19 protein-coding genes are annotated in these 23,874 nt (G+C 70.9%); 13 read left to right on the top strand and 6 right to left on the bottom strand.

Features of this window, described 5'->3' with window-relative positions; translation table 11 throughout:
• Positions 1-174 precede the first annotated feature (174 nt).
• From DFH01_RS11465 to DFH01_RS11455, 3 genes are read left to right on the top strand one after another with little or no spacing between them, the layout of a single operon-like run.
• Entirely contained in the window at positions 175-804 is a 630-nt protein-coding gene (locus DFH01_RS11465; RefSeq protein WP_109870554.1) for a DUF4214 domain-containing protein, read from the top strand.
• A gap of 4 nt (positions 805-808) precedes the next feature.
• On the top strand, positions 809-1,891 hold the full coding sequence (locus tag DFH01_RS11460) for a hypothetical protein (protein ID WP_109870553.1): 1,083 nt from the start codon (positions 809-811) through the stop codon (positions 1,889-1,891).
• Complete coding sequence (locus DFH01_RS11455) at positions 1,888-2,982, top strand: glycosyltransferase family 4 protein (RefSeq protein WP_109870552.1); 1,095 nt, start codon at positions 1,888-1,890, stop codon at positions 2,980-2,982. The genes DFH01_RS11460 and DFH01_RS11455 overlap by 4 nt, the downstream gene beginning before the upstream one ends.
• Before the next feature lie 7 nt (positions 2,983-2,989).
• Here the strand turns inward: DFH01_RS11455 and DFH01_RS11450 are convergent, their stop codons facing one another.
• Positions 2,990-5,326 carry a bifunctional salicylyl-CoA 5-hydroxylase/oxidoreductase gene (locus DFH01_RS11450; protein WP_109870551.1) on the bottom strand — a complete coding sequence of 779 codons (2,337 nt, stop codon included), beginning with the start codon at positions 5,324-5,326 and terminating at the stop codon, positions 2,990-2,992.
• 116 nt (positions 5,327-5,442) lie between these two features.
• Here DFH01_RS11450 and DFH01_RS11445 point away from each other — a divergent pair, with 116 nt between their 5' ends.
• From DFH01_RS11445 to DFH01_RS11415, 7 genes are read left to right on the top strand one after another with little or no spacing between them, the layout of a single operon-like run.
• Positions 5,443-6,177, top strand: coding sequence for an SDR family NAD(P)-dependent oxidoreductase (locus tag DFH01_RS11445; RefSeq protein WP_109870550.1), 735 nt, complete (start codon positions 5,443-5,445; stop codon positions 6,175-6,177).
• 23 nt (positions 6,178-6,200) lie between these two features.
• Positions 6,201-6,695: a MarR family winged helix-turn-helix transcriptional regulator gene (locus tag DFH01_RS11440; protein ID WP_109870549.1), complete on the top strand. Its 495-nt coding sequence runs from the start codon at positions 6,201-6,203 to the stop codon at positions 6,693-6,695.
• Positions 6,692-7,519 carry an enoyl-CoA hydratase family protein gene (locus DFH01_RS11435; RefSeq protein WP_109870548.1) on the top strand — a complete coding sequence of 276 codons (828 nt, stop codon included), beginning with the start codon at positions 6,692-6,694 and terminating at the stop codon, positions 7,517-7,519. Before DFH01_RS11440 ends, DFH01_RS11435 begins: the two co-directional genes overlap by 4 nt.
• Positions 7,519-8,685 (top strand): acyl-CoA dehydrogenase family protein, encoded by a 1,167-nt coding sequence (locus tag DFH01_RS11430; RefSeq protein WP_109870547.1) that lies wholly within the window; start codon positions 7,519-7,521, stop codon positions 8,683-8,685. Before DFH01_RS11435 ends, DFH01_RS11430 begins: the two co-directional genes overlap by 1 nt.
• Before the next feature lie 23 nt (positions 8,686-8,708).
• A complete protein-coding gene (locus tag DFH01_RS11425; RefSeq protein WP_233256071.1) occupies positions 8,709-10,340 on the top strand; it encodes an AMP-binding protein in 1,632 nt (543 codons plus the stop codon).
• On the top strand, positions 10,337-10,732 hold the full coding sequence (locus DFH01_RS11420) for a RidA family protein (protein WP_109870545.1): 396 nt from the start codon (positions 10,337-10,339) through the stop codon (positions 10,730-10,732). Before DFH01_RS11425 ends, DFH01_RS11420 begins: the two co-directional genes overlap by 4 nt.
• Positions 10,733-10,788: 56 nt before the next feature.
• Positions 10,789-11,919 carry a S1C family serine protease gene (locus DFH01_RS11415; protein WP_109870544.1) on the top strand — a complete coding sequence of 377 codons (1,131 nt, stop codon included), beginning with the start codon at positions 10,789-10,791 and terminating at the stop codon, positions 11,917-11,919.
• Here DFH01_RS11415 and DFH01_RS11410 read toward each other — a convergent pair.
• A complete protein-coding gene (locus DFH01_RS11410; protein WP_146217039.1) occupies positions 11,916-12,140 on the bottom strand; it encodes a hypothetical protein in 225 nt (74 codons plus the stop codon). The two genes, DFH01_RS11415 and DFH01_RS11410, sit on opposite strands and share 4 nt — an antisense overlap.
• A 392-nt stretch (positions 12,141-12,532) precedes the next feature.
• On the opposite strand from DFH01_RS11410, the gene DFH01_RS11405 reads away from it, so the two are divergent.
• A complete protein-coding gene (locus DFH01_RS11405; RefSeq protein ID WP_109870835.1) occupies positions 12,533-13,744 on the top strand; it encodes an NADP-dependent isocitrate dehydrogenase in 1,212 nt (403 codons plus the stop codon).
• Positions 13,745-13,815: 71 nt separating this feature from the next.
• Here DFH01_RS11405 and DFH01_RS11400 read toward each other — a convergent pair whose 3' ends face one another.
• Together DFH01_RS11400 and DFH01_RS11395 are read right to left on the bottom strand one after the other, a co-directional pair.
• The gene (locus DFH01_RS11400; RefSeq protein ID WP_109870834.1) at positions 13,816-15,852 is read right to left on the bottom strand and encodes a hydantoinase/oxoprolinase family protein; all 2,037 of its coding nucleotides are present in this window, start codon (positions 15,850-15,852) and stop codon (positions 13,816-13,818) included.
• Positions 15,839-17,599 carry a hydantoinase B/oxoprolinase family protein gene (locus DFH01_RS11395; protein WP_109870542.1) on the bottom strand — a complete coding sequence of 587 codons (1,761 nt, stop codon included), beginning with the start codon at positions 17,597-17,599 and terminating at the stop codon, positions 15,839-15,841. The genes DFH01_RS11400 and DFH01_RS11395 overlap by 14 nt, the downstream gene beginning before the upstream one ends.
• A gap of 85 nt (positions 17,600-17,684) precedes the next feature.
• On the opposite strand from DFH01_RS11395, the gene DFH01_RS11390 reads away from it, so the two are divergent.
• Complete coding sequence (locus DFH01_RS11390) at positions 17,685-19,505, top strand: hydantoinase B/oxoprolinase family protein (RefSeq protein ID WP_109870541.1); 1,821 nt, start codon at positions 17,685-17,687, stop codon at positions 19,503-19,505.
• A gap of 93 nt (positions 19,506-19,598) precedes the next feature.
• Here DFH01_RS11390 and DFH01_RS11385 read toward each other — a convergent pair whose 3' ends face one another.
• Both DFH01_RS11385 and DFH01_RS11380 read right to left on the bottom strand, forming a co-directional pair.
• Entirely contained in the window at positions 19,599-21,668 is a 2,070-nt protein-coding gene (locus DFH01_RS11385) for a hydantoinase/oxoprolinase family protein (protein WP_109870540.1), read from the bottom strand.
• Between the two features lie 21 nt (positions 21,669-21,689).
• Positions 21,690-22,667, bottom strand: coding sequence for an NADPH:quinone reductase (locus DFH01_RS11380; RefSeq protein ID WP_109870539.1), 978 nt, complete (start codon positions 22,665-22,667; stop codon positions 21,690-21,692).
• 80 nt (positions 22,668-22,747) lie between these two features.
• Between DFH01_RS11380 and DFH01_RS11375 the strand changes: the two genes are divergently transcribed.
• Positions 22,748-23,869: a M20 family metallopeptidase gene (locus DFH01_RS11375; protein WP_109870538.1), complete on the top strand. Its 1,122-nt coding sequence runs from the start codon at positions 22,748-22,750 to the stop codon at positions 23,867-23,869.
• Positions 23,870-23,874 lie beyond the last annotated feature (5 nt).

Genomic DNA, 23,874 nt, shown 5'->3' with positions numbered 1-23,874 from the left:
ACCAGGCTCAGGTCGCGCCGATTTTGCGTGGCCTCGGGGCCTTCCGGAGACCGGCTCCGACGGTGTCTCCGATTATGCGACAGGACGCGGCCAGGCCACGCCCGCGCTCGCGGCGCAATTGCGCGACGTCTCCGGGTGGTGCATGTGCGACCAGGGGACGGGACGGAAGACCGGGTGCTGAAGGGCCATATCGACTCGCTGACGACCGCCGATTTCGTCGAAGGCTGGGCTGCCGACGACGAGCGCCCCGCGCTGCGCATCGAGGTGATCGCATCGGAGGACGGGAAGGTCGCCGAAGGACGCGCGCATCTTTTCCGCGCCGACCTCGCCGATGCGCGGCTCGGCCTTGGCTGGTGCGCTTTCCGGCTCCGGGTGCAGCCCTACGCCAACGCGCTGCGTCGGCAGACCCTGACCCTGCGCGATGCCGCAACCGGCACGGTGCTGCACGAGATCGAGAACTGCCCGATCCGCGACGACCTGGACCTGCCCTGCAACACCGTCGAGGCTGCCGTCGCGAGCGATCCCACGGTCATCACCTCGCTGAACCAGTTGCGCGGCTGCCAGGCGGCGCTGGCGAATTTCGTGACGCGCCGCGGCGTCGGCGAGTTCGTGCGCGCCGCCTATGTCTATGTGCTCGGGCGGCCGGTGGATGCGCCGGGCCTGGCCTCCTACGGGCGCATGCTGCGCACCGGCGCGATCACGCCCTTCGGCCTGCTTTCGGTGCTGGCCGACAGCGACGAGTTCCGGTCGCGCCCGCGGCAGCTGGCCTCGCCGAATGCCACCGGCTTCGTGTTCCGGGTCTGAGGCGATGTTCGAAGGCGGCATCGCGATCTCGCTGCCCGGCCGCCACGCGGCGGGCCTGCAGGTGTCAGGATCGGTATTCGCGCCGGAAGAACTGGGCGGCGCCGTGCTGCCGCCGGAGCTCCGCCTCGCCGCCGACCTGGTCGTCGAGGCCGCGCGGTCCCGCGGGCTGCCGGTGCGCTTCGTCGCCCGGCCCGAGGTCTTCACGCACGGCATCCTTGCCGAGACGCTCGCCGCCAGGCTGGAAGGGGCGACCGACCACGTCGCGCTTTGCGACGGCACGGCGTTCCGCCCCCTTCCCGGCCTGCGCAACCACCTGTTCTTCTACCGGCGCGGCGTGCCGCAGGCCTGGCAGCAGATGCGCCGGCTGGTGGAGGTCGCGCCGGAGCTGTTCCTCGGCGTCGCCTCGCAGATCAACGGCACGCTCGCCTTCCGCTTCGAGGGCGCATGGCACCGCCCGCCCGTGACGCTGCTGGCCTTCGAGGAGACGCCGCGCATCACGCCGGCCGCCATCCTGCCGGTGTTCTGCAACCCGGGCGACCCGGAGGGCAGCGCCGCCGGGGCGTTGGCTGAGGAAGCCGCGGAAGACGCACCGCCACTGCCGCCGGACCCGCTGCGCTACGTGCCCCTGACCGAGGCGATGCTCGCTGACGCCGACTTCACCCGCGTGCTCGCCGAGCGGCTCCTTGGCGCCATGATGCGCGACGAGGCACCGCTGGTGCTGCAACTGCCGCTTCTGGCGGCCGGCAGCGGCGACATCGCCGAGCAGATCGCCGCGGTGGTGCGGGCGCTGGGCCGCACCGGCGTGACCTTCCCGCGGCATGCCGGCGCCTCCGTGCGCTGGGCGACGGCGCCGCTCGAGCTCGACCTGCTGCGCGGCGCCAGCATCCTCGTGCATCCCGGCCTCGATTTCTGGCGGCTCGGGCGCGACATCTGGCATGCCGCCGGCGAGATCGAGATCGTGCAGGACGGGCCTGCAGGCGCGAGCTTCCTGCGGCTGTTCGGCGAATGGATCGGGGCCGAGGTGCCGCGGCGCCTGCTGCATCCGCGCCGCAGCCGCGAGCATGTGACGGTGGGCAGCGTGCTGTGATCGACGCCCCCAAGCTTCGCCTGACGCTCGACGTCGCGCCCCTGCTGGAAGACCAGTGGACCGGCATCCCGGTGTTCACCCGCCGCCTGGCACAGGCCCTGCAGCAGAGCGGGCAGGTGGACCTCTCCTTCGCCGTGCGCCTGACGCGCATCCCCGCGACCCGTCTGTGGGACACGGTGCGCGCCGGCTTCGGGACCTTCCTGCGCACGGATTTCGAGCATGGGCTGATCGAGGGGCTGGACCGGCTCGATCCATCAATCCCGCTGCTCTATCCCTCGGTGAAGTCCGCCTGCGGCATCTGCGGCAGCGAGGCCAGCGTGATCCACGATGTCAGCACGCTGGTGATGCCGGAGACGCATGCGGAAGCGAATGTGCGCTTCCACCTGGACCCGCTGCGCGAGCAGCTCGCGACGGACGAGGCGGTGTTCTGCGCCTCGGAGGCGACGCGGGCGGCGCTGGTCTCGGCCTTCCCCTCCGCCGCGGCGAGGGCGCGCGTGCTTTATCAGTACGCCGACTGGCCGGAGGAATTCGCGCTCGACGACCGCAACCTGCCGCGCGTCGCGCTCGGCCGCTATGCGGCGGTGATCGGCACGATCGAGCCGCGCAAGAATCTCGGCCTGCTGCTGCGCGCCCTGTCGCATCCGGCGGTGCGCGACAGCGACCTGCGCTTCGTGGTGATCGGGAAGAAGGGCTGGAACCTGGATGCGGCGCTGGCCGGGCTCGACCCGGCGCAGCACAAGCGCATCCTGTTCACTGACTTCGTCTCGGAATTCGCCAAGTACCGGCTGCTGCGCGCCGCCGAGTTCCTGGTGTTCCCCTCGATCTACGAGGGCTTCGGCATCCCGGCGGTGGAGGCGATGCACCTGGGCAAGCCGGTGCTGGCGGCCTTCACCTCGAGCTTCCCGGAGGTGATCGGAGACGCCGGCGTCTATTTCGACCCGCTGTCCGTGGACGAGTTCGGCGCGGCCTTCGAGGAGATCTCGAACCCCGCGCGCATCGCGGAACTGGCGCCGAAGGCAGTGGAACAGGCGCGACAGTTCAACGCCGAGCGCATGGCCGCGCCGGTGCTGGAGTGGCTTAAGGGCCGCTGACGCGCCGCTATTCCGCCGCGCGCGGGATGTCCCGCTCGGCGGGCGCATGGCTCCTCGGCCGCGCCTTGATCCGCAATTCGCGCAGATCCGCCTGGTTGCGCACCTCGCTGCGCAGCAGGGCGTCCTTGCCGGGCCGATACTGCGGCGGGCAGGCGATGTCGCGCACGCCATACTGCGCCGCCGCCTGCAGCGTGAAGAACGGGTTGGCGAGGTGCGGCCGCCCGAGTGCAACGAGATCCGCGCGGCCGGCGCCGAGGATGGTGTTCACCTGGTCGGCGGTGGTGATGCTGCCGACGCACATGGTGGCGATGCCCGCCTCGTTGCGGATCATGTCGGACCAGGGCACCTGGAACATGCGGCCATAGACCGGCTCGGCGTCGTGCACGGTCTGGCCCGTGGAGACGTCGATCAGGTCCGCGCCGGCGGCTGCGAAGGCGCGCGCGATGGCGAGGCTGTCCGCGTCCGACAGGCCGCCATCCTTCCAGTCGGTCGCCGAGATTCGGACCGACATCGGCTTCTCGGCAGGCCAGGCGGCGCGCATCGCCGCGAAGACCTCCAGCGGGAAGCGCAGGCGGTTCTCGACGCTGCCGCCATACGCGTCGGTGCGGATGTTGGTGAGGGGCGAGAGAAAGGACGCCAGCAGGTAGCCATGCGCGCAATGGAGCTCGACCATGTCGAAGCCGGCCGCGATGGCGCGCTGCGTGGCGGCGACGAACTCCTCCCGCACCTGGTCCATGTCGGCACGCGTCATCGCGCGCGGGACGGGGCTGTGCGGATAGTACGGGATTGCGCTGGCCGAGACGACGGGCCAGCCGCCGGAGTCGAGCGGCTGGTCCATGCCCTCCCACATCAGCTTCGTCGCGCCCTTGCGGCCGGAATGGCCGAGCTGCAGGCAGATCCTGGCGGCGCTGTGGCGATGCACGAAATCCACGATGCGCGTCCAGGCGGCCTGCTGCGCATCGTTCCACATCCCCGTGCAGCCGAGGGTGATGCGGGCCTCCGGCGAAGGGCAGGTCATCTCGGTGAAGACCAGCCCGGCGCCGCCGAGCGCGCGGCTGGCATAGTGCTGCAGGTGGAAATCGTTCGGCAGCCCGTCCTCGGCCGAATACATGTCCATCGGCGAGACGACCACGCGGTTGGCGAGCTGCATGCCGCGCAGCGCGAAGGGCTGGAACATCGGCGGCTTCGCGTCATCCGCGGCAAGGCCCTTGGCGCGCGCCTCCTGCGCGAAAAGCGTCTGCGTCTCGCGCACGAAGTCCGGGGCGCGCAGCGCGAGGTTGTCCCAGGTGATCGCCTTGGATCGCGTCATCACGCCGAAGGCGAATTGGGTCGGGTTGAAGTGCCAGAAGCGCTTCACATGCTCGAACCAGACCAGCGACACGTCGGCGGCGTGCTGGATCTTCTCGACATCCTCGCGGCGCGCGGATTCGAAGCGCGCGAGGCAGGTCGCGACGTTGCCACCGGCACGGAAGGCCTGGTGCAGCGCGATCGCGTCCTCCATCGCCAGCTTGGTGCCGGAGCCGATGGAGAAATGCGCGCTCGCCTTGGCATCGCCGAGCAGGACGATGTTGTCCTTCACCCATGACCCGCACTTGATCGCGGGGAAGCGGCGCCAGTTGCTGCGGTTGATCAGCAGGCGGTGGCCCTGCAGATCCTCCGCGAAGACGCCTTCGAGGTAGCGCGCGCTCTCTTCCTCGTTCATGGCCTCGAGGCCGGCGCGGGCGAAGGTCTCGGGATCGGTTTCCAGAACCCAGGTGCTGGCGCCCTTCTCGTACTGGTAGCAATGCGCGATGAAAATGCCTTCCGGACGCTCGCGGAAGAAGAAGGTGAAGGCGTCGAAGGGCCGTGTGGAGCCCATCCAGGCGAAGCGGTTGGGGCGCAGGTCCACTTCGGGCCTGAAGTGTTCGCGCCAGCGTTCGCGGATCGGGGAGTTGATGCCGTCGGCGGCGACGATCAGGTCGGCGTCGGGGAAATCCTCGGGCCGAGCTTCGCGGCGGAACTCCAGATCGACGCCGAGCGCGCGCGCGCGGTCCTGCAGCAGCAGCAGCAGGGTGCGGCGGGAGCAACCGCAGAAGCCGTTGCCGCCGATGCGATGCACCGATCCCTTCGCATGGATCTCGATGTCGTCCCAATAGGCGAAGTTCTCGGTGATCGCGCGGTAGGAGGCGTCGTCGGCGGACTGGAAGATGTCGAGCGTCGCGTCACTGAACACCACGCCGAAGCCGAACGTGTCGTCGGCGCGATTGCGCTCCACCACCGTGATGCGGGACGCGGGGAAGTCGCGCTTCATCAGGATGGCGAAGTAGAGCCCGGCGGGCCCGCCGCCGATCACCGCGATGCGCATGGCACACCCCTCCTCCGGAGCCGATTACTTTAAGCTTCAAGAATCCGCGCGTCCAGCGAAATGCGCGCTTGCAGCACGCTCTGACGATGCTTTAAGTTTCAACGATCGGAGGGCGGATGCGGACAGGCGCGCTGAGCGGTCTGGAGGCGCTGGTGACCGGCGGCGGCACCGGCATCGGCGCGGCCTGCGCGGCGGCGCTGACCGGGGCGGGCGCGCGCGTCACCGTGATGGGCCGGCGCGAGGCGCCGCTGCGCGCGATGGTGGCGCGCGGCGATGCGGCGGCGGCGCTCCCCGGAGACGTGACGGCGCCCCCTGCCCTGCCCGGCTTCGCGCTGCTGGTGAACGCCGCCGGCGCGGCGGAAAGCGCCCCCTTCCTGAAATCCGACGACGCGCTGTTCGAGCGCATGTGGCGCGTGAACGTGATGGGCGCGGTCGCGGTCACCCGCGCCGTCCTGCCCGCGATGATCGAGGCCGGCTTCGGCCGGGTGGTGCACATCGCCTCCACCGCCGCGCTGAAGGGCTATCCCTATGTCAGCGCCTATGTCGCCGCGAAGCATGCGATGCTCGGCCTGACGCGCGCGCTGGCGCAGGAGGTCGCGACGAAGGGCGTCACGGTCAACGCCGTCTGCCCCGGCTTCACCGAGACCGGCATCGTCGCCGACAGCGTCGCGCGGATCGTCGCGAAGACCCACCGCAGCGAGGCGGAGGCGCGCGCGGATCTCGCGCGGCACAACCCGCAGCGTCGCCTGGTGAGGCCCGAGGAGGTGGCGCAGGCGGTGCTGCTGCTCTGCGCGCCGGCGGCCTCCGCCATCAACGGCCAGGCCGTCGCCGTGGACGGGGGCGAGACGTGACGCCACCCGACGATCTTGCGCCGATGACGGTGGATGCCGAGACGGCGCTCGCCCATGCCCCGCCCGGCCACAAGGACGAGCTGCGGCTCTGGCTGCGCCTGCTGACCTGCACGACGCTGATCGAGGGCGAGATCCGCACGCGGCTGCGGCGCGACTACGACACGACGCTGCCGCGCTTCGACCTGATGGCGGCGCTGGACCGTGACCCTGGAGGCATCACGCTCGGGGAGGTGTCCCGGCGCATGATGGTCAGCAACGGCAACGTCACCGGCCTTGCCACGCGGCTGGAAGCGGAAGGGCTGGTGGAGCGCCGCGCCCGGCCAGGCGACCGCCGCGCGCAGCTGCTGCGTCTGACGCCGAAGGGGCGCCGCGAATTCGCCCGCCAGTCGGCGGCGCATGAAGGCTGGATCGCCGATCTGCTGGCCGGGCTGGGGGAAGCTGACCGCGCCGCGCTGTTCCGCCTGCTGGGCACCGCCAAGGCTTCGGTGCGCGCCGCCCTTTCGCCGGAGGACCCATGATCACTGCCATCTCCGGTCCGCTGGCCGGCTATCGCGCGCAGCACCTGAAGCTGACCATCGAGGGCAGCGTCGCGACGCTGACGCTGGATCGTCCGGAGCGGAAGAACCCGCTCACCTTCGAGAGCTACAGCGAGATGGCGGCGATCCTGCGCGCCGCGGTGCATGACGATGCCGTGCGCGCCTTCGTCGTCACCGGTTCGGGCGGGAATTTCTGCTCGGGCGGCGACGTGCACGAGATCATCGGCCCGCTGCTGGAACGCGACACGAAGGGGCTGATGCAGTTCACCGCCATGACCGGCGAACTGGTGAAGGCCATGCGCGCCTGCCCTCAGCCGATCGTCGCCGCGGTGGATGGCGTCGCGGCGGGCGCCGGCGCGATCATCGCCATGGCGTCCGACATCAGGCTTGGAACGAGCCGGGCGAAGGTTGCGTTCCTGTTCAACCGCGTGGGCCTGGCCGGCTGCGACATGGGCGCCTGCGCCATCCTGCCGCGCATCGTCGGCCAGGGCCGCGCGAGCGAGCTGCTTTATCTCGGCCGCTCGCTTGGCGGCGAGGAGGCGCTGGCCTGGGGCTTCTTCAACAGCCTGCATGCGTCGGAGGACGTGCAGCCGGCGGCAGCGGCGCTGGCGAAGGAGATCGCGGAGGGACCGTCCTTCGCGCATGCCATGACGAAGCGGATGCTGCAGATGGAATGGGCCATGTCCGTGGACCAGGCGATCGAGGCGGAAGCCGTCGCGCAGGCCTTGTGCATGACGACGCAGGATTTCCGGCGCGCCTACGACGCCTTCGTCGCGAAACAACGCCCGGTCTTCAAGGGTGATTGATGCCCGATAGCAGCTTCCTCGACTGGCCCTTCTTCGAGCGGCGCCACAAGGCCTGGGCGGCGGAGGTCGAGGCCTGGGCGGCGCAGCATGCCGAGGCGCTGGCAGGCGAATACGACACCGACCTCGCGACGATCAGCCTGGTTCGCGCGATGGGCGAGGCCGGGCTGCTGCGCGTGCCCTGCCCGGAGGACGGCCGGCTCGATGTGCGCAGCCTGTGCCTGGCGCGCGACATCCTGGCGCGCCACGCAGGGCTCGCGGATTTCGCCTTCGCCATGCAGGGCCTGGGCACCGGGCCCGTGACGCTGTTCGGCACGGAGGCGCAGCGCGCGCGCGTGCTGCCGGCCGCGCGTGCGGGAACGGCGCTCGCCGCCTTCGCGCTTTCGGAACCCGAGGCGGGCAGCGATGTCGCGGCGCTGGCGACGGTCGCAGAGCAGGACGGGAATGCGCATTACCGCATCACCGGCCGCAAGACCTGGATCAGCAATGGTGGGATCGCCAGCACCTATGTCGTCTTCGCCCGCACCGGAGAGGCGCCGGGCGCGAAGGGCCTCTCTGCCTTCCTGGTGGATGCCGAGACACCGGGATTCCGGATCGAATCCCGCATCGAGGTGACCGCGCCGCATCCGCTCGCAACGCTGTGCTTCGACGCGATGCGCGTGCCGGCGGATGCCATGATCGGCAGGCCCGGCGACGGTTTCCGGGTGGCGATGGGCACGCTCGACGTGTTCCGCGCGACGGTTGGCGCCGCGGCGCTCGGCTTCGCGCGGCGCGCACTCGATCTGACGGTGGAGCGCGCGACGGAGCGCAAGCTGTTCGGCGCGACACTGTTCGACCAGCAGATGTCGCAGGCCGCCATCGCGGACAGCGCGGTGGATGTCGAGGCCTCCGCCCTGCTCGTCTATCGCGCCGCCTGGCTGAAGGATGCCGGCGCGCCGCGGGTCACGCGCGAAGCCTCCATGGCGAAGCTGCATGCGACCGAGGCGGCGCAGCGCGCGGCCGACCGCTGCGTGCAGATCCATGGCGGGCTCGGCGTGACCAAGGGCCACAAGGCCGAGGAGCTCTATCGGGAGGTCCGGGCGCTCCGCGTCTATGAGGGCGCCTCCGAGATCCAGCGCCTGGTGATCGCGCGCGCGGAACGCGAACGTCGCACGTCGGATCCAGCATGACCGGAGAGGCGAGGATGGACGGGATGATCACCGCGGATCTGGCGCCGAGCGCCCATCTCGACAGCTTCGCCCGCGACAACCTGCCGCCGCGCGCGCAATGGCCGGTCTTCCTGCTCGACCGGCCCGAGTATCGGTACCCCGCGCGGCTGAACTGCGCAGTGGAGCTGCTCGACCGCCACCTGGCGCAGGGGCGCGGCGAGCATCCCGCCGTCGTCACGCCAGCCGAGACGCTGACCTATCGCCAGCTTGCGGAGCGCGTGAACCGCATCGCCAACGTGCTGACAGCGCGGCTCGGCCTAATTCCTGGCAACCGTGTGCTGCTGCGCAGCGCCAACAATGCCTGGATGGTCGCCGCCTATTTCGCGGTGCTGAAGGCGGGCGGCGTGGTGGTGGCGACCATGCCGCTGCTCCGCGCCAAGGAGCTCGGGCAGATGCTGCGCAAGGCGCGGATCAGCCACGCGCTCTGTGATGCACGGCTGGTTGACGAGTTGCGCAAGGCGCAGGCGCCGGACCTCAGGCATCTTCTCACCTGGGGCGATGGCGCGCTCGAGACGCTGTGCGCTGAGGCCTCTCCGGATTTCGCGGCCTGCGACACGGCGGCGGACGATGTCTGCCTGTTCGGCTTCACCTCCGGCTCCACCGGCGAGCCGAAGGCGACGATGCATTTCCACCGCGACATGCTCGCGATCTGTGACGGCTATTCGGCGCAGGTCCTGCGGCCGGGGCCTTCCGACATCTTCATAGGCTCGCCGCCGCTCGCCTTCACCTTCGGCCTGGGCGGGCTGGTGCTGTTTCCCTTCCGCGTCGGCGCGACCGCCGTGCTGCTGGAGAAGGCGCCGCCCGAGGATCTGCCGGCGCAGATCGCGAAGCACCGCGCGACGGTGTGCTTCACGGCGCCCACCGCCTGGCGCGTGATGGCCGGCCTTGCCGGTCAGCATGACCTGTCGAGCCTGCGCAAATGCGTCAGCGCCGGAGAGACGCTGCCAAGGCCCGTCTTCGAGGCCTGGCAGCAAGCGACCGGCCTCAAGCTGATGGACGGCATCGGCGCGACCGAGATGCTGCACATCTTCATCGCCGCGCGCGAGGACCAGATCCGCCCGGGCGCCACGGGCATCCCCGTGCCCGGCTACGCGGCGAAGGTGGTGGACGAGAACGGCGCGGAGGTGCCGCGCGGCACGCCGGGGCGGCTTGCCGTGCGCGGCCCCACCGGCTGCCGCTACCTGGCGGATCCGCGCCAGGCCAACTACGTGCAGCATGGCTGGAACATCACCGGCGACACCTATGTGCAGGACGAGGACGGGTATTTCTGGTACCAGGCGCGCAACGACGACATGATCATCTCCGCCGGCTACAACATTGCCGGGCCGGAGGTGGAGGTCGCGCTGCTGACGCATCCCGCCGTGAAGGAATGCGCCGTAGTCGGCGCGCCGGACGCCGAGCGCGGCATGGTGGTGCGCGCCTATGTGGTGCTGCATTCCGGCCACGCGCCGGACGACGCGATGGCGAAGGCGCTGCAGGACCATGTGAAGCGCGAGATCGCGCCGTACAAGTATCCGCGCAGCATCGTCTTCGCCGAGGCGCTGCCGCGCACCGAGACCGGCAAGCTGCAGCGCTTCGCGCTGCGCCAGCGCGCCGCACAGGAACCCGCCGCATGAGCCTCACCCCGCTGCAGCCGCCCGGCTGGCCGGCCCCGCGCGGCTACGCCAACGGCATGATGGGGCGCGGCCGCGTCGTGCTGGTGGGCGGCCAGATCGGCTGGGACAGCGAGGGCCGCTTCCCGCCCGGCCTCGTCGCGCAGGTCCGCCAGGCGCTGCTGAACGTGCTCGCCGTTCTGCGGGAGGCCGGCGGCGGGCCGGAGCATGTCGGCCGCCTCACCTGGTACGTGACGGACATGGAGGAATACCGCGCCAGCCTGAAGGAGCTCGGCCCCGTCTACCGGGACGTGATGGGCCGGCACTTTCCCGCCATGGCGCTGGTGCAGGTCGTCGCGCTGGTGGAGCGCGAGGCGCTGGTCGAGATCGAGGCCACGGCGATCATCCCCGACTAGCTGCCACCCGGGCGATGTTCGGGCGTTCCCCCTGCGTGAAGGGAACGATCCGAACGATGACGCCGCGCCACCTCTGGCTGGCCCTGCTGCCCCTGCTTGCTGCCTGCGACGATCCGCCGCCCCGCTCGCCGCCGGCGGTCCCAGCCGCAAACCAGTCCGCCGCCCCGGCGCCGGCGACCCCAGCGCAACTGGTGTTGCCCGACTTCGAGGCCCTCGCGGAGCGGGTGATGCCGGCCGTGGTCAGCATTTCGGTAACGCAGGGCGGCGCCGCCAGCGTGCCGCCGCAGCTTCGCGGGACGCCCTACGAGCGATACTCCCGCGGGCGCCGGCCGCCCGTGACCAGTGCCGGGTCCGGCTTCGTGGTGGACCCGTCCGGCCTCATCGTCACGGCGAACCATGTGGTCGGGAATGCGGAGCGCGTCACGGTTTCGCTGCTGGACGGCACGGAGCTTCCTGCCCGCATCCTGGGTACGGATGAGCTGACGGACCTCGCCGTGCTCCAGGTCACCGCTCCGCAGCCATTGCCCCATGTGACCTTCGGTCCCTCATCGGCCATCAGCATCGGCGCGTGGGTCATGGCGGCCGGCAATCCCTTCGGCCTGGGCGGCAGCGTGAGCAGCGGGATCGTCTCCGCGCTCGGCCGGCGGATCGGCCTCGGGCCCTTCGACGATTTCATCCAGACCGACGCGCCGATCAATCCCGGCAATTCCGGCGGGCCGCTGTTCAACCTGGCCGGCCAGGTGATCGGCGTGAACACGGCGATCTACTCGCCCTCCGGCGCGTCGGCCGGGATCGGCTTCGCCACGCCGTCCGACCTGGCAGCGCCCGTTGTCGCGCGACTCGGCACCGGGCGCCCGGTCGAGCGAGGCTGGCTCGGCGTTGCCGCCGGGGACGCCACCGTGCAGGAGCGGGGCGGCGTGCTATCGCAGCTCTTCGGACCCGATGCGCCGCAGCGCGGCGCGGTCATCACGGGAATCCTGCCGGGAGGTCCGGCGGAACGCGCCGGACTCAAGCCCGGCGACGTGGTGCTGGAGATCGGCGACGAACGGGTGCCCAATTCCCGGGCCTTGCTCCGGCGCATAGCCGGCCTTCCGCCTGGCGAGCGGGTGCGGATCCGCCTTCTCCGGGACGGCCGCGAGCAGACCGTGACGCTCCGGATCGCGGCACGGCCAGCCCGGGAGGATTAGGCCAGGGGCGCGTCCGGCGCGGGCTCGGCCAAGGGCTCCTCCGTGCCGGCCGTGCCGGCGCGCCAGCCCTGCCGCTCCTCCCACACCCGGCGTCCGATCAGGGCGGCGCCGACAACACCGGCCCCTATCGCAACCCCGGCGGCGACGCCCGTGGCCACCACCAGACCGGCAGCCATCCCGATCGGGCCGGCCACCATTCCCCTCGCGCATCGCAGCAGCATTGTCATGTCCTCGTTGGCGTGGGCGTCAGTTGGGCCGCGGCAGGTCCGCCGCAAGGCGCGGTCGCGGCACCGCGATAACCCGTTCCGCGGCACAGGAGCAGACCACGCTGCCGTCTGCCAGCCGGTTGGGCATGGTGGCCTCCCCGCAATGCGGGCATTCGACGGGTTCGGCGCGGTCGGCCGGGCTTGGCGGGGATCTCATCGCGCGGAGGCTTCGTCCCGCCGCGGCGCGGATGCAAGCCCGGGCGGCAGGCTTGCCCGAAGGCGGCCGCGTTGGCATGTTCCGCCGCCCGTACAGCGGTGCGGCGCGCCCGGAATACCGGGGCGCCAGGAAGGCAGGCTCCACAGGACGGCTCCTCCACGGGGCCCGCAGGATGATCGGCAGGATCGGCATGGCCAAGATCAAAGTGAAGACACCCGTCGTCGAGATGGACGGGGATGAGATGACCCGCATCATCTGGGGGTTCATCAAGGAGAAGCTGATCCTTCCCTATCTCGACATCGACCTGAAGTACTACGACCTCGGCGTCGAGTATCGCGACAAGACCGACGACCAGGTGACGGTGGATGCCGCGAACGCCACCAAGCAGTACGGCGTCGGCGTGAAGTGCGCGACCATCACCCCGGACGAGGCGCGGGTGAAGGAGTTCAACCTGAAGAAGATGTGGCGGTCGCCCAACGGCACGATCCGCAACATCCTGGACGGCACGATCTTCCGCGAGCCCATCATCATCAAGAACGTGCCGCGCCTGGTGCCGCACTGGTCCAAGCCGATCGTCGTGGGCCGCCATGCCTATGGCGACATCTACCGCGCGGTGGAGATGAAGGTGCCGGGCCCGGGCAAGGTCACCATGACCTACACGCCGGAAGGCGGGCAGCCGCAGGAGATCGGCGACTTCGCCTTCAAGGGCGGCGGCGTCGCGATGATGATGCACAACCTGAACAGCTCGATCGAGGGCTTCGCGCGCGCCAGCTTCAACTACGGCCTGCAGCGCAACTACTCGGTCTACTTCAGCCACAAGAACACGATCCTCAAGGCCTATGACGGCAACTTCAAGGACATCTTCAAGGCGATCTTCGACAAGGAGTTCAAGGCTGAGTACGACAAGCGCGGCCTTGTCTATGAGGACCGGCTGATCGACGACATGGTCGCCTCCGCGCTCAAGTGGGAAGGCGGCTATATCTGGGCCTGCAAGAACTACGATGGCGACGTGGAATCCGACATCGTCGCGCAGGGCTTCGGCTCGCTCGGCCTGATGACCTCCGTGCTGCTCTCGCCGGACGGCCAGACGGTGGAGTCCGAGGCCGCGCACGGCACCGTCACGCGGCACTACCGCGAGCACCAGAAGGGCCGCGAGACCAGCACGAACCCGATCGCCTCGATCTTCGCCTGGACGCGGGGCCTCTCCTATCGCGGCAAGTTCGACAACACGCCGGACGTCGTGGACTTCGCCACTGCGCTCGAGCAGGTCTGCATCGAGACGGTCGAGGCCGGGCACATGACGAAGGACCTGGCCATCCTGATCTCGAAGGACCAGCCCTGGCTGAACACCCAGCAGTTCCTGGCCAAGCTGGACGAGAACCTGAAGAAGAAGATGGGCTGACCAGCCCTTCCCGCCTTCGGACAGGCGGCCGCCGCGGGACCACCGCGGCGGCCGTTTGCGTCTGAGGGGGCCTACCCTGCACGCTCCAGCAGCAGCACGCCCGACCCGTGCATCCTTGCGTGCCAGCCGGGTGGCACCAGCGTCGTGGCGTCGAACTGCATCACGATGGCCGGGCCGTCGAAGGCATCGCCGGCACCGAGCGTGGCGCGCTCATACAGCGGCGCGTCGCAGGTGCCCTCGCGCAGATGCAGGGTGTGTCGCCCGACCGGCACCGCACCGCTGCCGGGTGCCAGGCGCAGCGGCGGCGCGGCGGGCAGGCGGCCGCGGGCTTCCAGACGCAGCGTGACCAGTTCCGGCGTGCCCTCCGGCAGGTCGAAGCCATAGAGTGCGCGATGCGCCGCGGCGAAATCGTACTCGGCGGTCGCGATGGCGCCGCGCCACGGCACGGGCAGCTCCGATCCCTGACCGGCATAGCGCATCAGCACGACGGGGCTCAGCACGCGCGCGGCCTCCGGCACGGCTTCCTCTGCAAACCAGGCGCGCGCCTGCTCTTCCAACTCGCCGAAGGCGGCGGCGATCGCGGCGGCCGTGGCCTGCCCGCGCGGCAGGCTGCGGGTGAATTCCGTGCCGAGATCGGCGGCGAGCAGCCCCTGCGCGCAGAGCACGCCGGGATGGCGCGGCACCACGACAGTGCGGATGCCGAGCAGATCGGCGAGCGAGGCTCCATGCAGCGGACCGGCGCCGCCGAAGGCGACGAGCGCGAAGTCGCGCGGATCATGCCCGCGCTCCACGGAGACCACGCGCATCGCGCCGACCATCGCATGATCCAGAATGGTCAGCATGCCCCGCGCGGCGTCGTGCAGCGACATGCCGAGCGGCTCCGCCACATGTATCCGCACCGCAGCTTCCGCGCGCGCGGCGTCCAGCGCCATCCGTCCGCCGAGCAGACGCGGCGGCAGATGGCCGAGCACGACATGCGCGTCGGTGGTCGTCGGGCGCTCGCCGCCACGGCCGTAGCAGGCGGGACCCGGATCGGCGCCGGCGCTCTGCGGGCCGACCGTCAGCGCGCCATCCGTGACGCGCGCGAGCGAGCCGCCGCCGGCGCCGATCGTCACCATGTCCAGCATCGGCAAGGGCAGCGGCCAGCCGCCGACATGGCCGTGCTGCGTCAGCCCGATACGGCCGCCCTTGATCAGCGAGATGTCGGCGGAGGTGCCGCCGATATCCACGGTGATGACATCGGCGATGCCCGCCGCCGCCGCTTCCGCGCGCGCGCCGACCACACCGGCGGCGGGGCCGGACAGCGCGGTTGTGGCGGGCGCGCGGCGGATCACCCGCGCACCGGCGACGCCGCCATTCGACTGCATCAGCAGCAGCGGCGCGGCGATCCCCGCTTCCTCCAGCCGCCGCTCGATCCGGCCGACATAGGTGGAGACGGCGGGCATCACCTGCGCGTTCAGCACGACCGCCAGGCTGCGTTCGTATTCGCGGATGACCGGCAGCACCTCGGTGGAGGCGGAGACGGCGACCTCCGGCGGCAGTTCCGCGCGCAGGATGGCGGCCACGTGGCGTTCGTGATCGGGATTGGCGTAGGCGTGCAGCAGGCAGACGGCGACGGCCTGCACGCCCATGGTCCGGCAGCGCGCGGCAGCGCGGCGCACGGCCTCCTCGTCCAGCGGCTGCAATTCGCTGCCATCGCCCGCGATCCGGCCCGGCACCTCCAGGACGCGCGAGGGCGGCACCGGGCGCTTGGGCTTCACCCAGGCGAAGAGGTTGGCGGCGCGGGGAATGTCCTGCCGGCCGATCTCCATCACGTGCCGAAAGCCTTCGGTCGTGACAAGCGCGGCGGGTGCGGCCTTGCCTTCCAAGATCATGTTGGTGGCGACGGTCGTCCCGTGCAGCACGCGGCCGATCTTCGCCGCGTCGCGCTGCGCGGCCTCCACCGCCAGACGCAGGCCGGTGAGGAACGCCTCGGAGGGATCGCGCGGCGTGCTCGGCGTCTTGGCGGTCCAGGACTGACCGGTGGCGAGGTCCTGCAGCGCGATGTCGGTGAAGGTGCCGCCGATGTCGACGGCGACGACGAGGTCGCAGGGCTTATTCGAGGACATCGGCATAGGCCACCCGGTGGAACGCCTTGGATGCGGGCCGGTCCTGCCGGCGGGCGGCGGTGGCGGCCTCGTCCAGCACACCGTCGCGGATCACCACGCCGTAGTCGTGCAGCGCGGCCTCGGCGCTGACGAAGCCGCCCTCGACATCCTCCAGCACCTGCTGCGCCGGGCGGTCGAAGGGATGGCCGTGGCCGCCGCCGCCGCCGGTCTCGATCAGCAGGATGTCGCCGCGCACCAGGCGGTTGCCGTCCGAGAGCGGCGCGAGCACGCGTTCGCGCGGCGTGCCGGGATTGACCACGGCGCGGCCGGGGCGCCCGGACTGGCCGCCGGCGACGCCCCAGGGCGGGCATTGCACGCCGTCGATGCGCACGGCGAGCACGGCTTCCTCGGCCAGGATCTCGTAGTGGCGGACGATGCCGCAGCCGCCGCGGTGGCGGCCGGGGCCACCGCTGTCCTCATGCACGCCGTAGCGCAGCAGGCGCGCGGGATATTCGGCTTCCAGGAATTCGACCGGGTAGTTCTCCTGCGCGACGAAATAGACGGCGTCGGTGCCGTCCGCGAAGGGGCGCGCGCCATAGCCCACGCCGATGCCGTCGCTCATCAGGAAGGGCTTTCCGCCCGCAAGGCCGCGCAGCAGCATGATGACATAGGCGGCATGTGCGGCCGGCGCGGGACCGCCCGCGGCCGCGACCAGGCCGTTCAGCGCGGCCAGCATGCGCATCATGGTCAGGCCGCGCATGCCGAGCGCTGCCGGCCAGCGCGGCTGCAGCAGCGAACCCTCGCGCAGCTTCACCTCGTCGATGGCGCGCGGGCCGCCGGCATTCGTCACCTGCGTCGGATCGCCACCGAGCAGGAACAGGCCGAGCGCCATGCCCGGCACATCCGGGTTCATCAGGTAGTTCACCGGTCCAGGCGACTGGTCGTCCGTCGCCTCGGCATCGAAGACGAAGCGGTTGTTCGGCGTGCGGGTGAGGGCGAAGCGCAGCGCCAGCGGGCCGCTGCCCTTGCCGTCGCCGTCGATGCGATCGGTGAAGCGATGCGTGCCGACGGGAAAGGTTTCCGCCAGCTTGGTCCGGATCGTCGCCTCGGTGCGCGCGAGCAGTTGGCGCAGAGCGTCGGCAAGCACATCGGTGCCGAAGCGCGCAGCGATCTCCGCCATGCGCGTCGCGCCGAGGCCGACGCTGGCCAGCAGCGCGCGCAGATCCGCCTGGCAGGCCGCGGGCCAGCGCGAGTTGCGGAAGAATATCTTGAGCGTCGCCTCGTTCACGACGCCGCCGTCGGAGAGCCTGGTGGGCGGGATGATGACGCCCTCATGGAAGATCTCGGTGGCGTCGGGCGAGATCGAGCCCGGCCGCAGCCCGCCGATATCGGCGAAATGCGCCCAGGCCATGACCAGCGCGACGCGGCGTCCTTCGTGGAACACCGGCGCGAGCAGCACCTGGTCGTTGGAGTGGGAGACGGCGCCGCGGGAGCCGTAGCAGTCGTTGTACCAGTAGACGTCGCCCGGCTTCATCGTCTCGGCCGGAAAGTCGCGGAACACCGGCCCGCAGACATCGCCGAAGACCGGCACGTTGGAGCCCACGGCCATCACGCCATCCGCATCGAACAGGGCGGTATAGAAGTCCTTCTTCTCGCGGATGAAGGCGGACATGGCGGTGCGCTCGATCAGCGCCTCCATCTCCGCCTGGGCGGCGCGGATGGCACCACGGATGACCTCGAGGGAGACGGGATCGCAGCGTCTTTCCATGAAGCGGAAGGCTACACTTGGCCGCGGCGCGTTGCACAGCCCCCGCAGCGCCGCTAGCCTTGCCCCTTCACGCGCGAGGCAAGCGATGGACGGTTCGGGCACGCGGCATGCGCCGGATGCGGTGACGGTCGAGATCATCAAGGGCGCGCTGCGCTCGGCCCAGGCGGAATGCGAGGCGCTGCTGGAACGCACCGCCATGTCCCCGGTGATCCGGGAAAAGCAGGACTACTTCATAGGCTTCTACGCCGCCGACGGAAAGCTGGTGACCGGCACCAAGCTGCCCCTGTTCGGCGATGTGCTGCGCCCCATCCTGAAGCGCTTCCCGGCCGAGGAGATCCGGCCGGGCGACATCTTCTGGTACAACGACTGCTACTTCTCGCGCGGCGGCGTCTCCCACACCTCGGACCAGGTCTTCGCGACCCCGGTCTTCGTGGATGGAGAGCTGGTGGCCTTCGCGCAGAGCTGGGCGCATTTCCGCGATATCGGCGGCGCCTGGCCGGGATCGAACACGCCGGGCACCGAAAGCATCTTCCAGGAAGGCATCATCGTGCCGCCGGTGCGGCTGTACCGCGAAGGCGTGCTCAACACCGACCTGTTCGAGACTTTTGTTCGTAATTCCCGCTTCCCGGAGCACGCGCGTGGGGATACGCGCGCACTGACAGCGGCGGTGCGGCTGGGAGAGAAGCGTCTGCAGGAACTGTTCGCGCGCTTCGGCACCCAAAAGCTGCTGGGCGCCGTGGATGCGATGATCGACCAGACGTCGCGCCTGTTCCGGCGACGGCTGAAGGAGCTGTTCCCGCCGGGCGGCACCTGGCGCTTCGCCGACCGGGTGGATGCGGATGGCAAGGGCGGTGGTCCCTTTACGGTGCGCTTCACCCTGGAATCGCGAGAGGACGGCTTCACGCTGGACACGACCGAGTCCGACCCGCAGGCCAAGGGACCCATCAACTTCCTGATGAACCCGACCGTGCCGAACACGGTGTTCGGCCTTTATCTCCTCGCCGACGATCCCAGCGTGATGATGAATGAGGGCCTGCTGACGGCCATCGAGGATGTGCGCACGAAGACCGGCACGATCATCCAGCCGGCCTGGCCGGCGCCGCTCGGGCAGCGGTCGAATTCGCTGGCGCGCGTGGTCTCCGGCTGCCTTGGGCTGATCGCGCAGGCGACGGGCGGCGACAGCCCGGCGGCGAGTTCGATCTATACCATCTATACCCTGACCGGCCGGCAGCCGCATGACGGCAGCCTGTTCTACAAATCCGGCGGGCACGGCACGGGCCAGGGCGCGCGGCCCTTCGCCGACGGGCTCGACGTCATCTACTACGTCGCGCAGCAGAACTACCCCATCGAGTTCATGGAGACCGACTTCCCCGTGCGCATCCGCACCTACGCGATCCGCTGCGATTCCGGCGGACCGGGGCGCTGGCGCGGCGGCTGTGGCATGGTGCGGGAGATGGAAGTGCTGGTGGACGGCGCCACGCTCAACACCCGCATGGACAACGTGGAGAACCCGCCCTGGGGCGTGAAGGGCGGGCAGAGCGGGCGGCCCGGGCGGTTCATCCTGAACCCGGGCACGCCGGAGGAGCGCGAGCTGCCGCGCCTGGCGCAGGGCATACCCACGAAGAAGGGCGATGTCGTGCGGATGGAAAGCACCGGCGGCGGCGGCTGGGGGCATCCGTATGACCGCGAGCCCTGGCGCGTGCGGCAGGACGTGCTGGGCGGCTTCGTCAGCGTGGAGGCGGCGCGGCGCGACTACGGCGTGGTCCTGGGCGAGGGCAAGGACCGCGCGGTGGACGAGGCGGCGACGGCGGCGTTGCGCTCGGATCGGCCGATGGTGGAGGGGATGTTCCATCGGCACGGCGCGTACCGCGACGCCGATGCCTGGTGGGAAGCGATGGCGTCGTAGTTCGGGGGCGCCTTCTTCAAGGCTGCGCGGCCCCCACCCTTACCCTCCCCCGCCCGCGGGGGAGGGAAGCGAATTACTAGGGAGGGGCGCGCTCTACGCCCCCACCTCCACCAGCAGATTCCCATACGCATCCATCGTCGCCACATCGCCCGGATGCAGCCAGGTCGTCGCGTCCATTTGCACGACGATGCCCGGGCCCTTCAGCACCGCGCCGGCGCCGAGCGTGTCGCGGCGCCAGACCGGCACGCGCGCTTCCCCGTCGTCGAGTTGAACCACCGCGTGCGACACCGGCTCGACCGCGCCCGCCGGCGCGATGCGCTCCGCTACGGGGCCAGGCAACCGACCGAGCGCGGTGACCTCCAGCGTCACGATCTCCACCGCAGTGTCGCGCTGCGCGAAGGTGTAGAGGCGCTCATGCTCGTCGTGGAAGCGCTCGATGGCGGCGGCGAGCGTCGCGGGATCGGCGCTGCGGCCGGGCCAGTCCACGAACAGCTCGAAGCCCTGGTGGACGTAGCGCATGCCCGCACGCCAGCGGATCTCGCGCGCCGCCTCCGGCACCGCTTCCGCCAGCAGCCAGGCCGCCGCTTCCGCATCCAGCGCGCCGAAGGCGGCGGCGAGCGGCGCGGGGTCGGCGATGGGCGCGCGCAGCATCACCGTGCGCGCGAACTCGTTGCGCAAGGGCGCCGCGATCAGCCCCTCGGCGGAGAGCACGCCGGGGCGCGATGGCACCAGGATGCGCTTCATGCCCAGCAACCGCGCGATTGCGCCGCCCTGCAATGGCCCGGCGCCGCCGAAGGGCAGGAGCGCGAAATCGACAGGATCATGCCCGCGCTGCACGGAGACCACACGGATCGCGCCCGCCATGGTGTTGTCCGCCACCGCGACGATGCCGCGCGCGGCGTCGTGCAGCGAGAGGCCGAGCGGCCGTGCCACGCGGCTCTCGATGGCGCGCGCGGCGGCGTCCACATCCAGCGTGATCGCGCCATCCAGCAGCGAGGGCGGCAGGCGGCCGAGCACCAGGTTCGCGTCGGTCAGCGTCGGCTCCTCGCCGCCGCGGCGATAGGCAACGGGGCCGGGATCTGCGCCCGCGCTGGCGGGGCCGACCAGCAGCGCGCCTTCCGGCGAGACGCGCGCGATGGAGCCGCCGCCGGCGCCGATCGTGTGGATGTCGATCATCGGCAGGGTCAGCGGCCAGTCGCCCACCTTGCCTTCCGTCGTCAGCCGCGGCTCGCCATCGATCAGCGAGATGTCGGCCGAGGTGCCGCCGACATCCAGTGTGATCAGCCGGGGATGCCCCGCCTGCAGGCCGAGCGCGCGGGCGCCCACCACGCCGCCGGCGGGGCCGGAGAGCGCCGTCTGCACCGGCTGCTTCGCCGCGCCCTCGCCGCGGATCACGCCGCCTGAGGACTTCATCAGCAGCAGCGGCGCGGCGACGCCCGCTTCCTTCAGGCGCGCCTCGATCCGGCGGACATAGGTGGAGACGGCGGGCATGACATAGGCATTCAGCGCGGTCGCCATGCTGCGCTCGTATTCGCGGAAGACCGGCAGGACCTCGGTGGAGAGCGTCACCGGCACGCCGGGCAGTTCCCGCGCCAGGATTTCCGCCGCGCGGCGCTCATGCGCAGGGTTGGCATAGGCGTGCAGGAAGCAGACGGCGACGGCCTGCACGCCGAGTCGGCGGAATTCCGCCGCCGCCGCGCGCACGTCGTCCTCGTCCAGCGGCGTCACGACGCTGCCATCCACCGCCAGGCGCTCCCGCGCCTCCGTCACCTGCTCCGGCGGGATGGGGCGGCGCGGCTTGGTGAATGAATAGAGATTCTCGTGCCGGGGAATGTCGTGCCGGCCGATCTCCAGCACGTGGCGCAGCCCGGCCGTGGTCAGCAGGCCGGCCAGCGCGCCCTTGCGTTCCAGGATCGCGTTGGTCGCAACGGTGGTGCCGTGGAGCACATGGGTGATCTCGCCGGCGTTGCGGCCGGCGAGGGATAGCACCTTGGCGATCCCGTCCGCGAAGGCGCGGGAGCGGTCGTCCGGCGTGGAGGGAACCTTCGCCTCCCAACGATGGCCGCTGCCGCGGTCGACCAGGACGATGTCGGTGAAGGTGCCCCCCGCATCCACCGCGACGGAGAGCGGACCGGGCTGGGCGCTGCGCTGATCTGAGGGCATGGGCGGAATGCTAGATCAGCCTCATTCCAGCGTCACGACCACCTTGCCCATCGCGCCCGCTTCCAGCGCCTCATGCGCCTCCGCCGCGCGCTCCAGCGGGAAGGTGGCGGCGATGGGCACGCGCATCCAGCCCGCGGCGACGGCGGCCGCAGTGTCGCGCACCGCGGCCTCCAGTGCCGGGCCGTGCAGCAGCATGGCCTGCACGAAGCGAAGCGTGACGGCCTTCTTCGCGAAGACGTAGTAGTCCAGCACCGGCCTTGGCTCGCGCGTCGAGGAATAGGCGGCGATGACGCCATGCGGCGCGATCACCGCGCCGTCCAGCGCCTGGTTGGCGCCGAAATCCACCTCGACGATCCGGTCCACACCGCGCCCATCGGTCAGCGCCAGGATGCGCTCGGCGACGTCTGGGGCTCGGTAGTCCAACGCCTCGGCGGCGCCGGCCTGCGTCGCCGCGGCTCGCTTGCCCTCGGTGCTGGCGGTGGCGATCACCCGCGCGCCGGCCTGCGCGGCGAAGCGCACCGCCGCCATGCCCACCGCCCCTGCCCCGCCCTGCACCAGCACCGTCTTCCCGGCGATCGGCCCATCGGAGAACAGCGCCAGATGAGCGGTGAGGCAGGGCACGCCAAGCGCCGCGCCCCCCGCCATGCTCACCTCGTCCGGCAGCGACACCGCCTGCGACGAGGGCAACGTGCAGAAGTCCCGGCAGGTGCCCTGTCCATGCCGCGCGCCGAACAGCCAGACGCGCTTGCCGATGCGCGCCGCCTCCACGCCGGCGCCGACGGCCTCGATCACGCCGGCACCGTCGCTGTGCGGGATCATCGGGCCGCCCGCGTGGACCACGCCGCGCCAGCCCGCGCGCGCCTTGGTGTCGTGCGGATTGACCCCGGAGGCATGCACGCGGACCAGCACCTCGCCCGGGCCAGGCTCCGGCCGCGGCAGGTCCACCAGTTCCAGAACCTCGCGCGCCGGCCCGTTCCGGCGCCACTGGATCGCGCGCATCCCCACCCCGCTGCCTTGCCGCGCCGCGCGCGGCCTGTTGTGATCGGGCGAGCCTATCCCGCCACGAAGGAATTGCCAGCATGGCCGAGTTCGCCACCGACGCGCTGCTCAACGGCATCCGTGCCTGGGTCGAGCATGAGACCCCGACCGACGCGCCCGAGCAGATCTCCGCGCTGATGGCCAAGGTGGCGGCGGAGGCCGAGGCCTTCGGCGCGCGCGCGGAACGCATCCCCGGCCGAGACGGCTTCGGCGACCACCTGATCGTGCGAAGCCCCTGGGGCACGCCCGGCGAGAAGGGCATTTTGGTGATGTCGCATCTCGACACGGTGCATCCGCTCGGCTCGCTCACGCGCATGCCGTTCCGCGTGGAGGGCGGCTCGGCCTTCGGGCCCGGCATCTACGACATGAAGGGCGGCGCCTATATCGCGCTGGCCGCGCTGCGCGAGCTGATCGCGGAGCGGCAGAACGTGGCGCTGCCGGTGACGCACCTCTTCACCAGCGACGAGGAGGTGGGCAGCCCGACCAGCGCCGATCTCATCCGCGATCTGGCCAGGCAGGCGAAATACGTGCTGGTGACGGAGCCGGCGCGGGAGGGCGGGAAGATCGTGACGGCGCGCAAGGGCACGGCGCGCTTCGAGGTGCATGTGAAGGGCCGCCCCGCCCATTCCGGCAGCCGCCACCAGGATGGCCGCAGCGCCATCGAGGAGCTGGCGCGGCAAATCCTGGTGCTGCACGGCTTCACCGACTACGAACGCGGCATCACGCTCAATGTCGGCAAAATCAGCGGCGGCACGCGCGCGAATGTCGTGGCCGAGGAGGCGCATGCGCTGGTGGACATGCGCGTCCCCTCCCCGGCCATCGCCGAGGAGATGGTCGCCAAGGTCACCGGCCTGAAGCCGATCGGGCCCGACGTGACGGTGACGGTGACCGGCGGCATGAACCGCCCGGCCTATGAGAAGCTGCCGGGCATCGCCGCGCTGTTCGAGCATGCGAAGGCCCTGGCCGCCGGGATCGGCTTCGAGCTGCAGGACCTGAAGACCGGCGGCGGCAGCGACGGCAACTTCACCGCCGACATCGCGCCGACCCTCGACGGCCTCGGCGTGGACGGCAAGGGCGGCCACACCGATTACGAACAGCTCTACGTCGCCTCGCTCGTGCCGCGCGCGCGGCTGATGCGGCGGCTGCTCGAGACGCTGGAGTAGCGGGG

Origin of the sequence: Falsiroseomonas bella (assembly GCF_003173615.1) — a bacterium.
GTDB lineage: Bacteria > Pseudomonadota > Alphaproteobacteria > Acetobacterales > Acetobacteraceae > Falsiroseomonas > Falsiroseomonas bella.
The sequence above is the reverse complement of the archived record's forward strand: the minus strand, read 5'-3'. Positions and strand labels throughout refer to the sequence as shown.

Bases quoted from the DNA above. Each gene is read 5' to 3' on its own strand.
- DFH01_RS11430 (WP_109870547.1), top strand. From the start codon at position 7,519: ATGCCCGATAGCAGCTTCCTCGACTGGCCCTTCTTCGAGCGGCGCCAC.
- DFH01_RS11390 (WP_109870541.1), top strand. From the start codon at position 17,685: ATGGACGGTTCGGGCACGCGGCATGCGCCGGATGCGGTGACGGTCGAG.
- DFH01_RS11380 (WP_109870539.1), bottom strand. From the start codon at position 22,667: ATGCGCGCGATCCAGTGGCGCCGGAACGGGCCGGCGCGCGAGGTTCTG.
- DFH01_RS11425 (WP_233256071.1), top strand. From the start codon at position 8,709: ATGATCACCGCGGATCTGGCGCCGAGCGCCCATCTCGACAGCTTCGCC.
- DFH01_RS11410 (WP_146217039.1), bottom strand. From the start codon at position 12,140: ATGCTGCTGCGATGCGCGAGGGGAATGGTGGCCGGCCCGATCGGGATG.
- DFH01_RS11440 (WP_109870549.1), top strand. From the start codon at position 6,201: ATGACGGTGGATGCCGAGACGGCGCTCGCCCATGCCCCGCCCGGCCAC.
- DFH01_RS11435 (WP_109870548.1), top strand. From the start codon at position 6,692: ATGATCACTGCCATCTCCGGTCCGCTGGCCGGCTATCGCGCGCAGCAC.
- DFH01_RS11420 (WP_109870545.1), top strand. From the start codon at position 10,337: ATGAGCCTCACCCCGCTGCAGCCGCCCGGCTGGCCGGCCCCGCGCGGC.
- DFH01_RS11460 (WP_109870553.1), top strand. From the start codon at position 809: ATGTTCGAAGGCGGCATCGCGATCTCGCTGCCCGGCCGCCACGCGGCG.
- DFH01_RS11400 (WP_109870834.1), bottom strand. From the start codon at position 15,852: ATGTCCTCGAATAAGCCCTGCGACCTCGTCGTCGCCGTCGACATCGGC.
- DFH01_RS11375 (WP_109870538.1), top strand. From the start codon at position 22,748: ATGGCCGAGTTCGCCACCGACGCGCTGCTCAACGGCATCCGTGCCTGG.
- DFH01_RS11415 (WP_109870544.1), top strand. From the start codon at position 10,789: ATGACGCCGCGCCACCTCTGGCTGGCCCTGCTGCCCCTGCTTGCTGCC.
- DFH01_RS11405 (WP_109870835.1), top strand. From the start codon at position 12,533: ATGGCCAAGATCAAAGTGAAGACACCCGTCGTCGAGATGGACGGGGAT.
- DFH01_RS11445 (WP_109870550.1), top strand. From the start codon at position 5,443: ATGCGGACAGGCGCGCTGAGCGGTCTGGAGGCGCTGGTGACCGGCGGC.
- DFH01_RS11395 (WP_109870542.1), bottom strand. From the start codon at position 17,599: ATGGAAAGACGCTGCGATCCCGTCTCCCTCGAGGTCATCCGTGGTGCC.
- DFH01_RS11450 (WP_109870551.1), bottom strand. From the start codon at position 5,326: ATGCGCATCGCGGTGATCGGCGGCGGGCCCGCCGGGCTCTACTTCGCC.
- DFH01_RS11385 (WP_109870540.1), bottom strand. From the start codon at position 21,668: ATGCCCTCAGATCAGCGCAGCGCCCAGCCCGGTCCGCTCTCCGTCGCG.